Origin of the sequence: Nocardia nova NBRC 15556, assembly GCF_001613005.1 — a bacterium.
Lineage (GTDB): Bacteria > Actinomycetota > Actinomycetes > Mycobacteriales > Mycobacteriaceae > Nocardia > Nocardia nova.
This window is the reverse complement of sequence record NZ_BDBN01000045.1, coordinates 1-16,185: the sequence shown is the minus strand read 5'-3', so window position 1 is coordinate 16,185 and position 16,185 is coordinate 1. Positions and strand designations below refer to the sequence as shown.

The 16,185-nt window shown below is 65.7% G+C and carries 14 protein-coding genes; 9 read left to right on the top strand and 5 right to left on the bottom strand.

The annotated features are described in order from the left end of the window. Positions 1–11: 11 nt before the first annotated feature. From gyrB to dnaA, 5 genes are all read right to left on the bottom strand, one after another. Positions 12–2,057, bottom strand: a complete 2,046-nt coding sequence (gene gyrB, locus NN2_RS18785) for a DNA topoisomerase (ATP-hydrolyzing) subunit B (protein WP_063015272.1) — start codon at positions 2,055–2,057, stop codon at positions 12–14. Positions 2,058–2,448: 391 nt separating this feature from the next. After that, entirely contained in the window at positions 2,449–3,021 is a 573-nt protein-coding gene (locus NN2_RS18780) for a DUF721 family protein (RefSeq protein ID WP_063015310.1), read from the bottom strand. A 58-nt stretch (positions 3,022–3,079) separates the two neighbouring features. Next, the gene (recF, locus tag NN2_RS18775) at positions 3,080–4,315 is read right to left on the bottom strand and encodes a DNA replication/repair protein RecF (protein WP_063015309.1); all 1,236 of its coding nucleotides are present in this window, start codon (positions 4,313–4,315) and stop codon (positions 3,080–3,082) included. 166 nt (positions 4,316–4,481) lie between these two features. After that, on the bottom strand, positions 4,482–5,651 hold the full coding sequence (gene dnaN, locus NN2_RS18770) for a DNA polymerase III subunit beta (protein ID WP_063015308.1): 1,170 nt from the start codon (positions 5,649–5,651) through the stop codon (positions 4,482–4,484). Between the two features lie 834 nt (positions 5,652–6,485). Then, a complete protein-coding gene (dnaA, locus tag NN2_RS18765) occupies positions 6,486–8,531 on the bottom strand; it encodes a chromosomal replication initiator protein DnaA (RefSeq protein ID WP_063015271.1) in 2,046 nt (681 codons plus the stop codon). 571 nt (positions 8,532–9,102) lie between these two features. Here dnaA and rpmH point away from each other — a divergent pair. The 9 genes from rpmH (at position 9,103) to NN2_RS18725 (ending at position 16,005) form a co-directional block, all read left to right on the top strand. Then, on the top strand, positions 9,103–9,246 hold the full coding sequence (gene rpmH / locus NN2_RS36375; protein WP_006550910.1) for a 50S ribosomal protein L34: 144 nt from the start codon (positions 9,103–9,105) through the stop codon (positions 9,244–9,246). A gap of 85 nt (positions 9,247–9,331) precedes the next feature. Then, positions 9,332–9,772 carry a ribonuclease P protein component gene (gene rnpA / locus NN2_RS18755; protein ID WP_082857087.1) on the top strand — a complete coding sequence of 147 codons (441 nt, stop codon included), beginning with the start codon at positions 9,332–9,334 and terminating at the stop codon, positions 9,770–9,772. Beyond that, entirely contained in the window at positions 9,769–10,134 is a 366-nt protein-coding gene (gene yidD, locus NN2_RS36370) for a membrane protein insertion efficiency factor YidD (protein WP_081879322.1), read from the top strand. The genes rnpA and yidD overlap by 4 nt, the downstream gene beginning before the upstream one ends. 4 nt (positions 10,135–10,138) lie before the next feature. Next, positions 10,139–11,293 (top strand): membrane protein insertase YidC, encoded by a 1,155-nt coding sequence (gene yidC, locus NN2_RS18750; protein ID WP_063015269.1) that lies wholly within the window; start codon positions 10,139–10,141, stop codon positions 11,291–11,293. 44 nt (positions 11,294–11,337) lie between these two features. Beyond that, a complete protein-coding gene (locus NN2_RS18745) occupies positions 11,338–11,913 on the top strand; it encodes a Jag family protein (protein WP_193615583.1) in 576 nt (191 codons plus the stop codon). A 97-nt stretch (positions 11,914–12,010) separates the two neighbouring features. Continuing rightward, positions 12,011–12,757, top strand: a complete 747-nt coding sequence (gene rsmG, locus NN2_RS18740; RefSeq protein ID WP_081879323.1) for a 16S rRNA (guanine(527)-N(7))-methyltransferase RsmG — start codon at positions 12,011–12,013, stop codon at positions 12,755–12,757. Between the two features lie 307 nt (positions 12,758–13,064). Then, a complete protein-coding gene (locus NN2_RS18735) occupies positions 13,065–14,066 on the top strand; it encodes a ParA family protein (RefSeq protein ID WP_104362470.1) in 1,002 nt (333 codons plus the stop codon). Between the two features lie 4 nt (positions 14,067–14,070). Next, on the top strand, positions 14,071–15,072 hold the full coding sequence (locus NN2_RS18730; RefSeq protein WP_063015267.1) for a ParB/RepB/Spo0J family partition protein: 1,002 nt from the start codon (positions 14,071–14,073) through the stop codon (positions 15,070–15,072). A gap of 192 nt (positions 15,073–15,264) precedes the next feature. Continuing rightward, positions 15,265–16,005, top strand: a complete 741-nt coding sequence (locus NN2_RS18725) for a hypothetical protein (protein ID WP_030514053.1) — start codon at positions 15,265–15,267, stop codon at positions 16,003–16,005. Positions 16,006–16,185 lie beyond the last annotated feature (180 nt).

The following is a 16,185-nucleotide window of genomic DNA, read 5'->3' as shown; positions in this document are numbered from 1 at the left end:
CGCAGCGCCGGCTACACGTCGAGGAAGCGAACGTCCTTGGCATTGCGGGTGATGAAGCTGCGACGCGCCTCGACGTCCTCACCCATCAGCACGGAGAACAACTCGTCGGCCGCGGCCGCGTCGTCCAACGTCACCTGACGAAGCACCCGCACCGAGGGATCCATGGTGGTCTCCCACAGTTCCTTGGCGTTCATCTCGCCGAGACCCTTGTAGCGCTGGACACCGTCGTCCTTGTTGATCTTCTTGCCGGCGGCCAGACCGGCCTCCAGCAGACCGTCGCGCTCGCGGTCCGAGTAGGCGAATTCCGGCTCGGAGCGCTGCCACTTCAGCTTGTACAGCGGCGGCTGGGCGAGATACACGTGACCGTGCTCGACCAGCGGGCGCATGAAGCGGAACAGCAGGGTGAGCAGCAGCGTCGAGATGTGCTGGCCGTCGACGTCGGCGTCGGCCATCAGCACGATCTTGTGATACCGCAGCTTCGAGATGTCGAACTCGTCGTGGATACCGGTGCCGAAGGCGGTGATGATCGACTGGACCTCGTTGTTCTTGAGGACCTTGTCGATGCGCGCCTTCTCGACGTTGATGATCTTTCCGCGCAGCGGCAGGATCGCCTGGTACATCGAGTCGCGGCCGGATTTCGCCGAGCCACCGGCGGAGTCACCCTCGACGATGTAGATCTCGGACTTGCTCGGATCCTTGGACCGGCAGTCGGCCAGCTTGCCCGGCAATCCGCCCAGATCGGTCGCGCTCTTGCGCCGGACCAGCTCACGAGCCTTGCGGGCGGCGACGCGAGCCTGCGCCGAGGACACCGCCTTCTGCACGATCGTCTTGGCATCGGCCGGATTGGCCTCGAACCAGTGCGCCAGATGTTCGTTGCAGGTGCGCTGGACGAACGACTTCACCTCGGTGTTGCCGAGCTTCGTCTTGGTCTGTCCCTCGAACTGCGGCTCGCTGACCTTGACGCTCACGATGGCGGCCAGACCCTCGCGGATGTCGTCGCCGGTGAGGTTGCCGTCCTTCTCCTTGAGGAGCTTCTTGTCCTTGGCGTACTTGTTCACCACTGTGGTCAGCGCCGCGCGGAAGCCCTCTTCGTGCGTGCCACCCTCGTGGGTGTTGATGGTGTTGGCGAAGGTGTGGACGGATTCGGAGTAACCCGAATTCCACTGCATCGCGACCTCGAGTTCGTGGCCGGTGCCCTTGCTGGTGAACGAGACGACCGTGTTGTGGATCGGCTGCTTGGTGCGGTTGATGTGCTTGACGAAGTCCTCGAGGCCGCCCGGGTAGTGATAGGTCCGAGTCTTGACCTTGTGCTCGGGCGCGGCCGCGCCTTCGTCGTGCTTGGGTGCCTCGGCGGTCTCACTGACCACCTCGTCGGTGACCTCGGCATCGCTCACCCGCTCGTCGGTGAGGGTGATGGTCAGGCCCTTGTTCAGGAAGGCCATCTCCTGCAGCCGGCGCGAGATCGTCTCGAAGTTGTAGGTCGTGGTCTCGAAGACGTCCGGATCCGCCCAGAAGCGCTGCGTGGTGCCGGTCCGGTCGGTGGGCTCACCCTTGACCAGCTTGCCGGGCTTGGCGTCCTTGTACTCCTGGCTCCAGTGGAAGCCGTCGCGGTCGATCTCGGTCACCATCCGGCTGGACAGCGCGTTCACCACCGAGATACCGACACCGTGCAGACCACCGGATACGGCGTAGGCGTCCGAGTCGAACTTGCCGCCGGCGTGCAGCTGGGTCATGACGACCTCGATGGTGGGCACGCCCGTCGCGTGCATCGCCACCGGGATACCGCGGCCGTCGTCGACGACCTCGACGCCGCCGTCGGCCAGCAGGGTCACGTCGACTCGGCTGGCGTAGCCGGCCATCGCCTCGTCGACGGAGTTGTCCACAACCTCCCAGATCAGGTGGTGCAGACCGCGCTCACCGGTGGAACCGATGTACATACCGGGGCGTTTGCGGACCGCCTCGAGTCCCTCGAGAACGGTGATGTTGGAGGCACCGTAGTCCTTGTTGCCCGCTTTCGCCTTGGACGAGCCGCTTGCGTTGGAGTCGTTGGCAGCCACTGCTCGGTAGCTCTCCTTACTTGCTGATCCCTCGATGCGACGTCGGACAACACACACAGCCCGAGCCCCGTATGGCCTCTGCTCGAGATTTCGAACTGCTCGAGAATTACGGGTCCTCGCGCGTGCTGCACGGAACGCGCCGAAGGTATCGCCGCTAGTTACTCTTCCATCCTACTGGTACCCCCGGCACAGGATGCACCTATGACACCCCTGAGAGCGTCGTGAGTGCGTGAAATCGGTCGCCGCCGGGTCCGGTTATGGGCGAACCCGCTCCCGTGAGCCTCAGCGAAAGCGACGGGCACTCGGATCCCGCGGCGCGAAGTTACGCCGATGTGGTTCGGCCGGCCGCCGGACTGCGCACCGGTTCCACGTGAAACTCGGCGCCCGCGGATCAGCCGTAGGTGTCGCGCGGACCCCGCCCCTTGATATGACGCTCACCCTTGCGCCAACTCGGCGCGGCGGGACCGCTGATCTTCAGCGAGGTGACCACGCCCTGACCGACCGCGGCATTGATCTTCGCCAGTAGCTGCGACTGCAGCATTCGCAACTGAGTGGCCCAGGCGGTGGATTCGGCCTGGATACTCAGCACGCCGTCGGTGAGCGATACCGGGTCGGCGTGTGCCGCGATGTCGTCGCCGACCACGGCCGACCACCGGCCGAAAACCATTCCCTCGGCGACCTTTCCGGACCACCCGCGACTCTTGGCGAGCGATCCGGCCAGTGCGGACAGCAGTTGCGGATCCCGGTCGTCGGGCCGCGCACCGGACCAGCCGGAGCGCCGGCGCAATGCTCGAACCCCGCCTTTACGCGGCGATGCGCGCCCCTGGCCGACCGCCTTACCGCTGGCGCGAGCCGCGGCGCGCGCCTCCTCCAGGGCACGACGAGCCAGGTCCACACCACGCAGTTCCGGTTCGGGGCCGGTGGACGGCGGGGAGCCGTCTTCGCGCCCGGGGTCTGCGGCCACCTTCGACTCCTTTCCGGTCACTACGTTGCGGCAAGGCTAGCCGCTGGGTCCGACAGCTTCAGCCGATGTGCCGGCCTTCGGCGCTCTCGTCCGCGAGGGTCTCGTCCGCGAGGGTCGGCGGCTCGACGATGCGCGAGGTCCGCCCGTCCGCGACGCCGTCGGTCTCGACCCGGACCGGATTCGCCTCGAGTTCCGGCGGCACGTCCTCGGGCACCGCGGCCGTGATCAGCACCTGTTCGGCCCCGGCGGCCACCGCGGCCAACGCGGTGCGACGACGCCGGTCCAATTCCGCGAAGACATCGTCGAGCAGCAGGACCGGATCGGTACCCGCGCTGCGAAGCAGTTCGAAGGCGCCCAGCCGGAGGGCCAGCGCGAACGACCACGATTCCCCGTGGCTGGCAAAGCCTTTCGCGGGTGCCGAACCGAGCATCAGATCCAGATCGTCGCGATGCGGGCCGACCAGGCAGACCCCGCGCTCGAGTTCCTTGCCGCGCGCGGATGCCAACTCGCTCAACATATTCGCCTCCAGCGCCTCGACATCGTCGGACTGTGGAGAACGCTGTGGATCGAGGAACTCCTCGGGCAGCGCGGAACTGCGGTAGCGGATAGCCGCGGTCCGCGATTCCGGGGCGATGGACCGGTAGGCCTGCTCGAGATAGGGGTGCAGTTCGTGCACCAGCCGCAGCCGCTGCGCCAGCAGTTCGGCGCCGTGCGCGGCCAGATGCCCGTCCCAGACGTCGAGGGTGCTCAGTTCGGCCGGCGCGCCCGAGCGCGAACGCGCCTGTCGCCCCGCTGTTTTCAGCAGCGCGGAGCGTTGCCGCAGCACACGGTCGTAATCCGAGCGCACCGCCGCCAGCCGCGGCAGCCGGGCAGTGGCCAGTTCGTCCAGGAAACGGCGTCGTTCGGACGGGTCGCCGCGGACCAGCGCCAGATCCTCCGGCGCGAACAGCACGGTCTGGAGGATCCCGAGGATCTCGCGCGTGCGGCGGACCGGTGACCGATTGATCTGAGCGCGATTGGCGGCGCCCTGGTTCAACTCCACATCGATGCGCAGTTCGCGGCCACCGTTGACGACGGTGGCGCCGATCCGAGATCGCTGCTGCCCCAACCTGATCAGCGAGGCATCGCCGGCAACCCGGTGGGAACCGAGTGTGGACAGATAACCTACGGCCTCGACGAGATTGGTCTTACCGTTGCCGTTGGCCCCCAGGAAAACGGTTCTGCCCGTGGGTAATTCGAGGTCGGCATGCTCCCAGGAGCGGAAATCGCGCAGCGTGAGCGTTCGAATGTGCATGGATGAACCCGCCGTCACCAGGCACTTTGTGACGGACGGGTCGAAATGCACACGCGCCCGGGGTTTTTCACAGGTTTATCAACATCTCCACAGGTCGGGTTGAACGAGTGCCGCCTCGCCGGTCGTATCGTGGCCGGCGAGGCGGGGAGGATCGGAGCCGAATCGATCAGCCGGGCAAACGAACCGGCATCAGCAGGTAGATGTAGTTGCTCGACAGCGCCGCGAACGCACCGGACTCCGAAAGCTCCGGCTCGTCGTCGGTGGTCGGGCACATCACCGCGGGGCGGCTGGGTGTGGTGAAACCGAAGGTCACCCGGTCCGAATGCAGCGCCGACAGGCCGTCGTTGAGGTAACTGGGGTTGAACGCGATGGTCAACGGCTCACCGCGGAACTCGGCCTCCAGCCACTCCTCGGCGCGACCGGCGTCGTCACCTCCGGCGGACAGCTGCAGGCCCTGGTCGGAGAATTCGAGCCGCACCTGGGCGCCGCGCTCGGCGACCAGGGCCACACGTTTGATGGCCTCGATCAGTGCGCTCACCTGCAGGGTCGCGATCGAGGTGTGCTCCTTGGGGAGCAATTGGCGGAACTTGGGGAATTCCGCGTCGAGCAGTCGCGTGGTGGTCCGGCGGCCGCCGTTGACGATCCCCAGCAGTCCGTCGGTCCCGGTGCCGAAGGCCAGCTGGACGGGCGCGTCGGAGGCTCCGAGCGTCTTCGCCGATTCCGACAGCGTGCGAGCCGGGACCAGGACCGCAGTCTCCACATCCGGGCGACCGGGCTGCCACTCCAGATGCCGCACCGCCAGGCGGAAGCGGTCGGTGGCTGCCAGAACCACCTGGGAGCCCTCGATTTCGACGCGGATGCCGGTCAGCATCGGCAGCGTGTCGTCGCGGCCGGCGGCGACGGCCACCTGGCCCACGGCCTCGGAGAACAGATCCACACCCAGTTCGCCGGTCTGCGGCGGCAGTTCGGGCAACTGGGGATAGTCCTCGACCGGCATGGTCGGTAGCGAGAACTTGGCGCTGCCACACGCGATCAGCACCCGGGTGCCGTCGACCGAGACGTCGACCGGCTTGTTGGACAGCGCCTTGGTGATGTCGGCCAGCAGGCGACCGGAGACCAGCACCTGTCCCGGGCCGGCCACCTCGGCGGCGACGCGCATCTGCGCGGAGACCTCGTAGTCGAATCCGGAGACCGTGAGACCGTCCTCGTCGGCCACCAGCAGCACACCGCCCAGGACGGGCACGGGCGGGCGAGACGGCAGGCTACGGGCCACCCAGGCGACGGATTCCGCGAAATCCTCGCGAGCGACCCGAAACTTCATACTTGCAAGCTCCATCGCTCGGTATGTCCTCTCCCAGTCTCGATCGGTCGTGATCTGTTCGACGCCGTGGTGATCAGCGTGGTTCATACAACAGCGTGGTTCGCGCGGCAATGCGGTCGAAACGACTCGCCCGTACGCACCGCAGTGTGGCACAGGCGACCGACATCAAACCGTACCCGCGCATGCGGGCGATGACTACGTCACCCCCTCGCCCGGTGCGTCGTCCGCCGGGATGGGCCGGACGCGTTCCGCTCCCTGCTTCGTTCGGTTGTGGAGTGCCACGAATCGATCCGTCCGCCTCCGAGCCGAGTTTCCACACACCCTGTTTTCAAGAAGAAATCTAAAGAAGAAGAACTGAAGTAGTAGTAGGCACTGTGGATTCTGTGGACGCGGCCCGTCCGCCCAGCTCAGGTGGCGTGGCGGCGTGGGGATGTCCGGCGGGTGACTCGAGGATGAACAGTGGGCCGCTGTGGAGGCCGCGAAACTGTTCAACTTCCATCCTCGAGCCATCCTCGAGTTCTTCCATGGCCCGAGACCTGTTGTACACACGTGTGTGCCGATCGGTGCACTACCGGGGGATTCCTCGAGGACCTGACAGGGAGTCCTCGAGGAATCCACATGCCGATTCGGCCGTCTTCGCAGTTCGGACCCCGTGGACGAATTCGGCTGTGGGAACTGTGGACCGAGGGCTGTGAGCGAATGCGTGCACAGCCCCGCGCATCGACTGTGCGCAACCTCGAGGACAAACCTGGGATTCCTCGAGGACTCCACAAGGACTCCTCGAGGAATCCACAACACGAAAAAGCCGATCCACCCAGGTCAACCGGGTGGATCGGCTTGTGTAGCGATTCAGCGCGAGCGCTGTTTGATTCGGGCTGTGAGTTCTTGGACCTGGTCGTAGACCCGGCGGCGCTCGGTCATCTCCTTGCGCACTTTCTTCTCCGCGTACATGACCGTCGTGTGGTCGCGACCGAAGGCCTGACCGATCTTCGGTAGCGACAGGTCGGTCAGTTCCCGGCACAGGTACATCGCGATCTGGCGAGCCTGGGCCAGCGGCCGAGCCTTACCCGGACCGGTCAGCTCCTCCAGCGTGGTGTTGAAGTATTCCGCGGTCACGGCCACGATCGTCGACGCCGTGATCTCGATCGTGGTGGTGTCCGGCATCAGATCGCGCAGGACGACCTCGGCCAGCGACAGATCCAGCGGCTGTCCGTTGAGGGAGGCGAAGGCCGTTACCCGGATCAACGCGCCCTCGAGTTCACGGATGTTGCGCTCGACCCGGCTGGCAATCAGTTCCAGCACGTCGTGCGGCACATCGAGGCGGTCCATCCGCACCTTCTTGCGCAGAATCGCGATCCGGGTCTCCAGCTCCGGCGGCTGCACGTCGGTGATCAGGCCCCATTCGAACCGGGTACGCAGTCGCTCCTCGAGCGTCGCCAGTTGCTTCGGTGGCCGATCGGAGGACACGACGATCTGCTTGTTCGCGTTGTGCAGGGTGTTGAAGGTGTGGAAGAACTCCTCCTGGATACCTTCCTTGCCCTCGATGAACTGGATGTCGTCCACCAGCAGGATGTCGGTCTCGCGGTAGCGCCGCTTGAACGCCACCTTCCGGTCGTCGCGCAGACTGTTGATGAAGTCGTTGGTGAATTCCTCGGTCGAGACGTACTTGACGCGCATCCCAGGGAACAGCCGCTGGGCGTAATGCCCGGCCGCGTGCAGCAGATGCGTCTTTCCCAGACCGGAAGCCCCCCAGACGAACAGCGGGTTGTACGCACGGGCCGGCGCCTCGGCGATCGCGACCGCCGCCGCGTGGGCGAATCGGTTCGAGGCGCCGATGACGAAGGTCTCGAAGGTGTATTTGGCGTTCAGGCTGGCCGAGGAGTTCGCGGGGGCGGGCGGCGGCGGTTCCGGCGACTTCGTGAAATACGTCGGCCAGGAATTGCGCGCGCTCACCACCGGTTCGTCGGCCTCTTCGGCCGCGCCCGGCCGCTGACCGACCTCCGGCTCCGGCGCGAACAGCGACTCCTGTCCGGGATGGCCGCCCGGCCGGGGCAGCTCGGGATCGTGACGCAACGGTTCGGTCTCCCGCCGCAACGCCTCCTGGGGATGCAGTTCGTGGTCGCGGCGCAGGGTGTCCGCCTCACGCCGCAGCGAATCCGGACCGTGCAGGCCGTCCCGGCCGGGCAGGCTGTCCGGGTCCCGCCGCAGGACGTCGGCTTCGCGGCGGAGTACGTCCGGGTCGTGGCGGAAGGCTTCGGCTTCCCGGCGCAGATCGTCGGGATCGCGACGCAGACTTTCCGGATGCCGGACCAGCGCTTCGTCGTGCAGATGCGCTTCCGGGTCCCGGCGCAGCGGGGAGGACGGTCCGAGGCTGTCCGGCAATTCCCCGGCCATCGGCGCGGACGGATATTCACCCTGGGGATAGGCGGTCCGGGCCTGGTAGTCGGCTGGGGAAAGATAGCGTGGGGTGGGGAAATCGTCGGCGTCGGGATACTGCGGTGGCGCCGGGAAGCCGACCGGTTCACGGGGCTTGTCGCGCATCCGCTCCGGACGCGACGTCAGGCGAGCATGTCGGGCGCCGGCGCCGGGGCGGTCCGGCGGCGGATTGGCCGGAGCGGCGATCCGGACGCCCAGACCCTCGACCTGCGGGCCCAGCCGACGGGCCAGCGACCGCAGAATCGGTTCGCGCAGATCGCGTTCGATGGCCTCCTGGGCCAGGGAAGAAGGCACCGAGAGCAGGGCAAAGCCTTGTGCGACCGTCAGCGGCTTGACCAAGCCGAGCCACGCCTTCTGGGCGTTGGTCACCGGCGGAATGGCTCCGTCGGTGGAGCCGGCGGTGAGCTCGGCGACCACTTCGGGCCAGACCGCGGTCAACACGTTCTGCTCGTCGTCCACGTATTATTTCCTCCCCGGAGCAAGTCGACAGGAGCTCCAACGGTCGGCGACCACTGACAAGCCTGGCCGTCAGCCATACGAATATGCCACTCCAGGGGTCTTTCCACACAATTATCCACAGATGTGGAGAACTCGGATGATACGTGGCTCGCTGCAACAACCCCCCGGTCAGCGCCTGGACCTGCGCTTCTGCAGCTATCTTCTAGCTATGAATCGTAGTGCGTCCGCGGTGGCTGTGACAAGGGCGGTTCACGACCGCGCCGTCCGCACGGCGCGTCGCGGCCGTTCGGTGCGTCGCGCGGAGCGAACGGATATCGTCGACCCGGAAAGCAGTGGCGGGCGTCTCATGGGGGACCCCGAGTTTGACCCTCTCCTGGCTGATCAGTACCCTCGTACAGTCACCCGTTGACGCGGTGTTGGCTGCCTGCTGCCCGGTCGAATCGTCGATCCAGCGGGACCACCACGCAATGGGCGTTGTGCCGATGAAGACCAGTTTTCATCGCGACCACATACGTTTCACCGAACAGCTTCGGGCGCCGCCTGGCGCCCACCAACTCGAGGAGTGTTGACCGTGGCCAAGGGCAAGCGGACGTTCCAGCCGAACAACCGTCGTCGTGCGCGGGTCCACGGCTTCCGACTCCGGATGCGTACCCGTGCCGGGCGCGCGATCGTGTCGGCGCGCCGTCGCAAGGGCCGCGCCTCTCTGACGGCCTGATCGCACGGCATCGGCATCGCCGCCATGCCTGACTCGTCGATCGTCTCGCTGCTTCCGTTCACCCGTTACGTGGTCGGACACTCGGGTGTTGCCTGAGCCGTACCGGCTGCATCATCGTGCCGACTTCTCCCGGACGGTGCGACGTGGCCGACGAGTCGGGAGACGGGACATCGTCGTGCATGTGGTGATGCCGTCGGCGTCGGAGGAACTGAGATCCGACGATGCCGTGAGGTCCGACGATGCGGCGGCTAGGCCGCTCGCACGCTTCGGTGGTCCTCGTTTCGGATTGATCGTCAGCAAGGCGGTGGGCACCGCGGTGGTTCGACACCGCGTCGCCCGCCGCCTGCGTCATATCTGCGCCGGGGTCGTCGCAGATCTACCGGCGGAGGCCGATGTCGTGATCCGCGCCCTCCCGGGTGCCGCGGTGGCGACCTCGGCGGAGCTGGATCAGCAGTTGCGGTCCGCGCTGCGGAAAATGTCGTTCGATCTCTCCGCCGCGCGGGTGGCTTCGAGTGATGCGTCATGAACCGCCTACGCGTAGTGACGCGGCTTCCGGCGAATCTCTTGATCTTTCTGATCGAGCTGTACCGGACGTACGTCTCCCCCACCCGCATGCCGGTATGCCGATTCACCCCGACCTGTAGCGAGTACGCGGTGACGGCTCTGCGTACGCGCGGGCTGTTCGTAGGTCTCGGATTGACGGCCGTGCGTCTGGCCAAATGTGCGCCCTGGCACCCTGGTGGGTGGGACCCGGTTCCGGAACGGAAACGGGCTGCTGCCGAAGCGGCTCACGAGACGAGTCGGGCCCACGACGAGGCGGCCGAACACAAGTCTTGTAAAGGGTCGCCGCGCGCGGTGACCGGCGACACGACCGACGGGAGTACATAGAGCCGTGCTCGACTTCATCTATTACCCGGTGTCCTGGATCCTTTGGTTCTGGCACCGGATCTTCGGGTTCGTCTTCGGACTCGGAGATTTCGACAAGGGCGCCAGCAACGGGTTCGCCTGGGCGCTGGCAGTGGTGTTCCTGGTGTTCACCTTGCGCCTGGTGCTGTACAAGCCCTTCGTCAAACAGGTGCGCACCACGCGGCAGATGCAGGAACTGCAGCCGCAGATCAAGGAACTGCAGCGCAAATACAAGAACGACCGCCAGAAGATGGCCGTCGAGATGCAGAAGCTGCAGAAGGAGCACGGCTTCAACCCGCTGATGGGCTGTCTGCCGGTGCTGGCTCAGGTGCCGGTGTTCATCGGTCTGTACCACGTGCTGCGGTCCTTCAACCGCACCGGTAGTGGTATCGGCCAGCTGCACATGACGCCCGAGCAGAACGCGATGACGCCGAACTACGTGTTCAGCGCGCACGATGTGCAGTCGTTCCTGAGTGCCCGCATCTTCGGTGCGCCGATCTCCGCCGCGATCACCTCGCCCAAGGCGACCCTGGACGCGTACGCCGATTACGGCGGCATTCCGCACGTGTGGAATATGGTCGTCGTCGCGGTGCCGCTGATGATCATCGCCGGCCTCGCAACCCACTTCAACGCCCGCGCCTCGGTGGCACGCCAGAGTGCGGAGGCGGCGGCGAATCCCCAAGCCGCGCTGATGAACAAACTGGCGCTGTGGGTGTTCCCGCTCGGTGTCGTCGTCGGTGGCCCCTTCCTGCCCATCGCGATCCTGCTCTACTGGGTGGCCAACAACATCTGGACCTACGGGCAGCAGCATCTGGTCTTCGGGCGCATCGATAAGGAAGAGCAGCAGAAGAAGGAAGAGGCGATCGAGCGGAAGGCGCAGAACGCCCCGAAGCCCGGCGCCAAGCCGACCGCCAAGAAGAAGTCCGGGGCCGCCGAGCCGTCGGCCGCCGACGGGGACAAGCCCGCAGCCGCGACGAACGGCACCTCCGCCTCCACGACGTCGGAGTCCACCACTCCGACTTCTTCGGCCAAGGCAGGTTCGGCCTCCGGCAAGTCGGGCTCGTCCGGTAAGTCACCCGGGCCGGGTAATCGCAAGCGGTCCGGCAACAGAGGTCGGGCGAATCAGAAGCGACGTCGCTAGCGGATCCGGATACGACGGAAGATTCAGATTGAAGGAAACGACATATGACTGTTGAGACCGATGGAGGGGACGCCACTGTGGCCCTCGGTGTGCAGGATGATGCGTCAGCGGTAGACGACCGCGATGAGGCGACGACCGAGCCGGATACGACCGATGCCGAAGAGGCGTTGATCGAAGAGGGCGAGATCGCGGGCGACTATCTGGAGCAGCTGCTGGACGTTCTCGACTTCGACGGCGATATCGATCTGGATGTCGAGGGCGACCGGGCGGTCGTCAGCATCGACGGCGGGCGGGACCTGTCGAAGCTCGTCGGTCGGCGCGGCGAGGTTCTGGACGCGTTGCAGGAGTTGACCCGACTGGCCGTGCAACAGGCGACCGGTGTGCGCAGCCGCCTGATGCTCGATGTGGCCGGCTGGCGGGCGAAGCGTCGCGAGGAACTGAGCGCGCTCGGAACCGATGCGGCGCGACGGGTGGCGGAATCGGGCAAGCCCGAATCGCTGGCCCCGATGACTCCGTTCGAGCGCAAGATCGTCCACGATGCGGTGGCGGCCGTGGACGGTGCCGCCAGTGAGAGTGAAGGTGTCGAACCCAACCGGCACGTGGTCGTGATCCCGGCCTGAGAAATTGGATGGGTAAGGTAGGGCCCCCGGTTCATCGAACCGGGGGCCCTACTCTTTGTGATGAGTTGCGTGTGATGGATTTCGACGGTCCGGAAGGATGTTTCACGTGGAACGAGGCGCGGGTGCCACTCCTCAGCACTCCCCCGGCGGTGACTCCGTCGATCTGACGCCGCCCGCGGTGGCGGCCGAGGTATTCGGCGATCGTCTTCCGCTGGCCGAGCAGTACTGCGCCGCGCTGGCGACCGCGGGCGTCGAACGCGGTCTGATCGGTCCGCGGGAGGTGCCGCGGCTCTGGGACCGCCACATCCTCAACTGTGCGGTGCTGGGCGAGTTGATTCCTCTCGGAGCTTCCGTCGTCGACATCGGCAGTGGCGCCGGACTTCCGGGAATTCCACTCGCCATCGCGCGTCCGGATCTGCGCATCACACTCGTCGAGCCGTTGCTGCGGCGCACCAAGTTCCTGGCGGAGTTCGTCGAATCGGCAGGGCTCGAGATCACCGTGGTGCGTGGTCGCGCCGAACAGCCGGACGTTCGAAAGGAAGCGGGCGGTGCGGATTACGTGACTTCCCGTGCGGTCGCTCCCCTCGGGAAATTGGCCAAGTGGTCCCTGCCGCTGGTTCGCGAGCACGGCCATATGTTGGCGCTCAAGGGATCCAGCGTCGCCGAGGAACTCGAGCGGGATCAGGTTGAACTGGCGCGCGCGGGTGCGGGCCACGCGAAGATTCTCGAATGTGGTGTGGGCATCGTGTCGCCGCCGACCGTCGTGCTCAGTGTCGAGCGTGTGCCCCGCGCGGAGAAGCGGGCGAACAAGGAAGCGAGTCGACGCGCCCGGCGCGCACAGTAACTTTCGTTGTTTCACATGAAACAACGCCTCGCGAGGCCGCTCGAGACGGCCGCAGCGAGTCATTCCGTGCGTGTCGGATAGTGATTGCCGCGGTTCAACTTCCGTATTCTGGCCGGTGCTGGCAAGCTAGTTGTCGTCGAGCGTGAGCGCGCGGTTTCGCGGTTCCCGGCAGCTCCGCGTTCTGCTTGTTCGAGCCATGCGGCGCCGGTGCTGCCTGGGCACGTGTCTGAAGTTCTCGGGGTTAGGAGCCTGTATGTCGAACCGTCCGGCGAATGTTTCACGGGAAACAACATCCCGGGTGCCCGGAATGCTGGACAGCGGCGGCCTCGAGGGAGATGAATTCGCCAAGACCGCATTCGGAAACATCTCCGCCGCTGAAACTCCGATCGCGGCCGAAGCGCATCGCGCCAGCCAGGTCCTGCACCCCGGCTCCCTCAACATCCCCAAGCCGCGCGAACAACGCATCATCACCATCGCCAATCAGAAGGGTGGCGTCGGTAAGACGACGACGGCCGTGAATCTCGCTGCCGCGCTGGCACTGCAGGGGATGACGGTGCTCGTCATCGATCTCGATCCCCAAGGCAATGCCAGCACCGCGCTCGGCGTGGAGCACCACTCCGGCGTGCCGTCGAGCTACGAACTGCTGATCGGTGAGATCTCGGTGCAGGACGCGATCCAGCGGAGCCCGCACAACGAACGCCTACTGTGCATTCCGGCGACGATCGACCTCGCCGGCGCCGAAATCGAATTGGTCTCCATGGTCGCCCGTGAAGGCCGATTGAAAGCGGCCATTCAAGAAGCCAACCTGGCGGGCTACGACATCGACTACGTGATGATCGACTGCCCGCCTTCTCTCGGCTTGCTGACCGTCAACGCGATGGTGGCGGCCAAGGAAGTGATGATCCCGATCCAGTGCGAGTACTACGCGCTGGAGGGCGTCGGCCAGCTGCTGCGCAATATCGGTCTGGTGCAGGCACATCTGAATCCGGAGCTGCACGTCTCGACCGTCGTTCTCACCATGTACGACGGCCGGACCAAACTCGCCGACCAGGTTGCCGAAGAGGTCCGCGGCCACTTCGGTGACGCGGTGCTGCGCTCGGTGATTCCGCGCAGCGTCAAGGTTTCCGAGGCGCCGGGCTACGGCATGACCGTGCTCGATTACGATCCTGGTTCCCGCGGCGCGATGAGTTATCTCGACGCGGGGCGGGAGATCGCGGCCCGCTCGGCCGTCATCCAGAGCCGAGTGTCGCCGGGCCAGGAAGGCGCGTCGGCCGGTACGGCTGGTGCAGCACAGGAAAGGGGTCGGTAGGCCGATGAGTCAGGCGAAGAAGGGTGGCTTGGGGCGCGGGCTAGCCGCGTTGATTCCGACCGGTCCTGCCGATGTGCAGGGACTCGGAAGCGCGGCAGCCAATGCGGTGATCGGACTCGATCCGATCGGGCCGCATCCCGCGTCGGCCTATCTGCATCGGGTGCCCGATGCGGCCGAGGAGTCGAGCGCCGGTGCGGTGTACCGGGAGATTCCGCCGGATCAGATCGAGCGCAATCCGAAGCAGCCGCGGCAGGTCTTCGAAGAGGATGCGCTCGCCGAACTCGTCCATTCGGTGCGGGAATTCGGTCTGATGCAGCCGATCGTGGTGCGGGTGTTGGAGTCCTCCCCCACTCCGCGCTATCAGCTGGTGATGGGTGAACGGCGATGGCGAGCCTGCCAGGAAGCCGGCCTGGAGACCATCCCGGCGATCGTGCGGGAGACCACCGACGACGCCATGTTGCGCGATGCGCTGCTGGAGAACATCCACCGGGTGCAGCTGAATCCGCTCGAAGAGGCGGCGGCCTATCAGCAGCTGCTGGAGGAGTTCGGCGTCACCCACGAAGAACTGGCGAACCGAATCGGCCGATCCCGACCGGTCGTCACGAATATGATTCGCCTACTGAAGTTGCCGATTCCGGTGCAGCGACGAGTCGCGGCCGGCGTGCTCTCCGCCGGACATGCTCGCGCGCTGCTCGGGTTGGAAGCGGGCGCCGAGGCGCAGGAGCGGTTGGCCGAACGCATCGTCGCCGAGGGGTTGTCGGTTCGTGCGACCGAGGAGGCCGTCACTCTCGCGAACCGCTACCCCGAAGAAGAAGCGAAGCCGACCCCCAAGCGGCGGCAGATCTACGCACCGGGGTTGGACAAGGTTGCCGAGCGATTGGCCAATTCGTTCGACACCAGGGTCACGGTGAGTATGGGCAAGAAGAAGGGCAAGATCGTCGTCGAGTTCGGTTCGGTCGACGATTTGGAGCGCATTGTCGGGCTGATGGAGCAACAACAGCTCTGACGAGACAGAACCCTGAGGTTCGGCGAGAAACGTCACTGTGACACCGCTGTTTTTCGCGCCGATCCGAATGTGCCGCGATCGATAAGGGATGGGAAATGAGGCGTTCGCTTTGATCGCATATTCTTGCTGGCGAGAAGATGTTGATGCGGCGTGAGCATAGATGAATCGGAAAGCTGGAGGCTGAGCAGAGCGGTGTCGACCAGCGTGACCGCACTAACCCTCGGCGGACTGGACAAACTTCCCGCACATGCGCGTCGATGCGTGTTCTGGGAGATCGACCCTGCCGTGGCGGCAGACTCTCGTGAATTCAGCGATCCCGTCTTCGAAAAGGAGGCGTGGTTGTCGACGGTCATGCTCGAATGGGGGTCCTGCGGGCAGATCGCGTTGGTCGATGGCCAGCCGGCCGGATGTGCGCTGTATTCGCCGCCGAGTGTGGTGCCGCGCGCGGCGTTGTTCCCCACCTCCCCCGTGAGCCCGGATGCGGTCCTGCTGACCACGCTGCGGGCCGAACCGCCGCACAACGATGGAGATATTGCCCATCGGCTGATTCAGGCCGTAGTCGGCGATCTGATGCGCCGAGGTGTGCGAGCGATCGAGGCCTTCGGAATTCGCACCGATCCGGCCGCGACCGCGCTGCCGGCGCGCGGAGTGCGATCCATGTTCTTCATGGAGCGCATCGACTCGCCGGGCCACGGCATCGCCTCGGCCCCGCGGCCGAAGGCCAACAGGGCCTGCTCTCCCGAGAGCTGCATGATCGACGCGGATTTCCTCGAGGACGTCGGATTCTCGGTGGTGGCGCAGCACCATCGTTTTCCGCGACTGCGGTTGGAACTCGACAGCGATCATCTGTGGAAGGAAGACGTCGAGCGCGCCCTGGACCAGCTGCTGGCCGCCGCCGCGATGCAGGCCCAACCGAGCGTTCCCTGCCACTGACCGAAAAAGAGGGCGCCCCCGGAATCCGATTCCGGGGGCGCCCTCTTGCGGTATATGGGAACTACATGCGGTCGGCCGCGGCCAATTCCTCCGCCAACAGCTCGGCGAATGTGTAAGTGCCGGTGGGCTGATCGTCCTGGCCGAGCAGATACAGCCGCTTGACCGAGATCAGAATGGCTT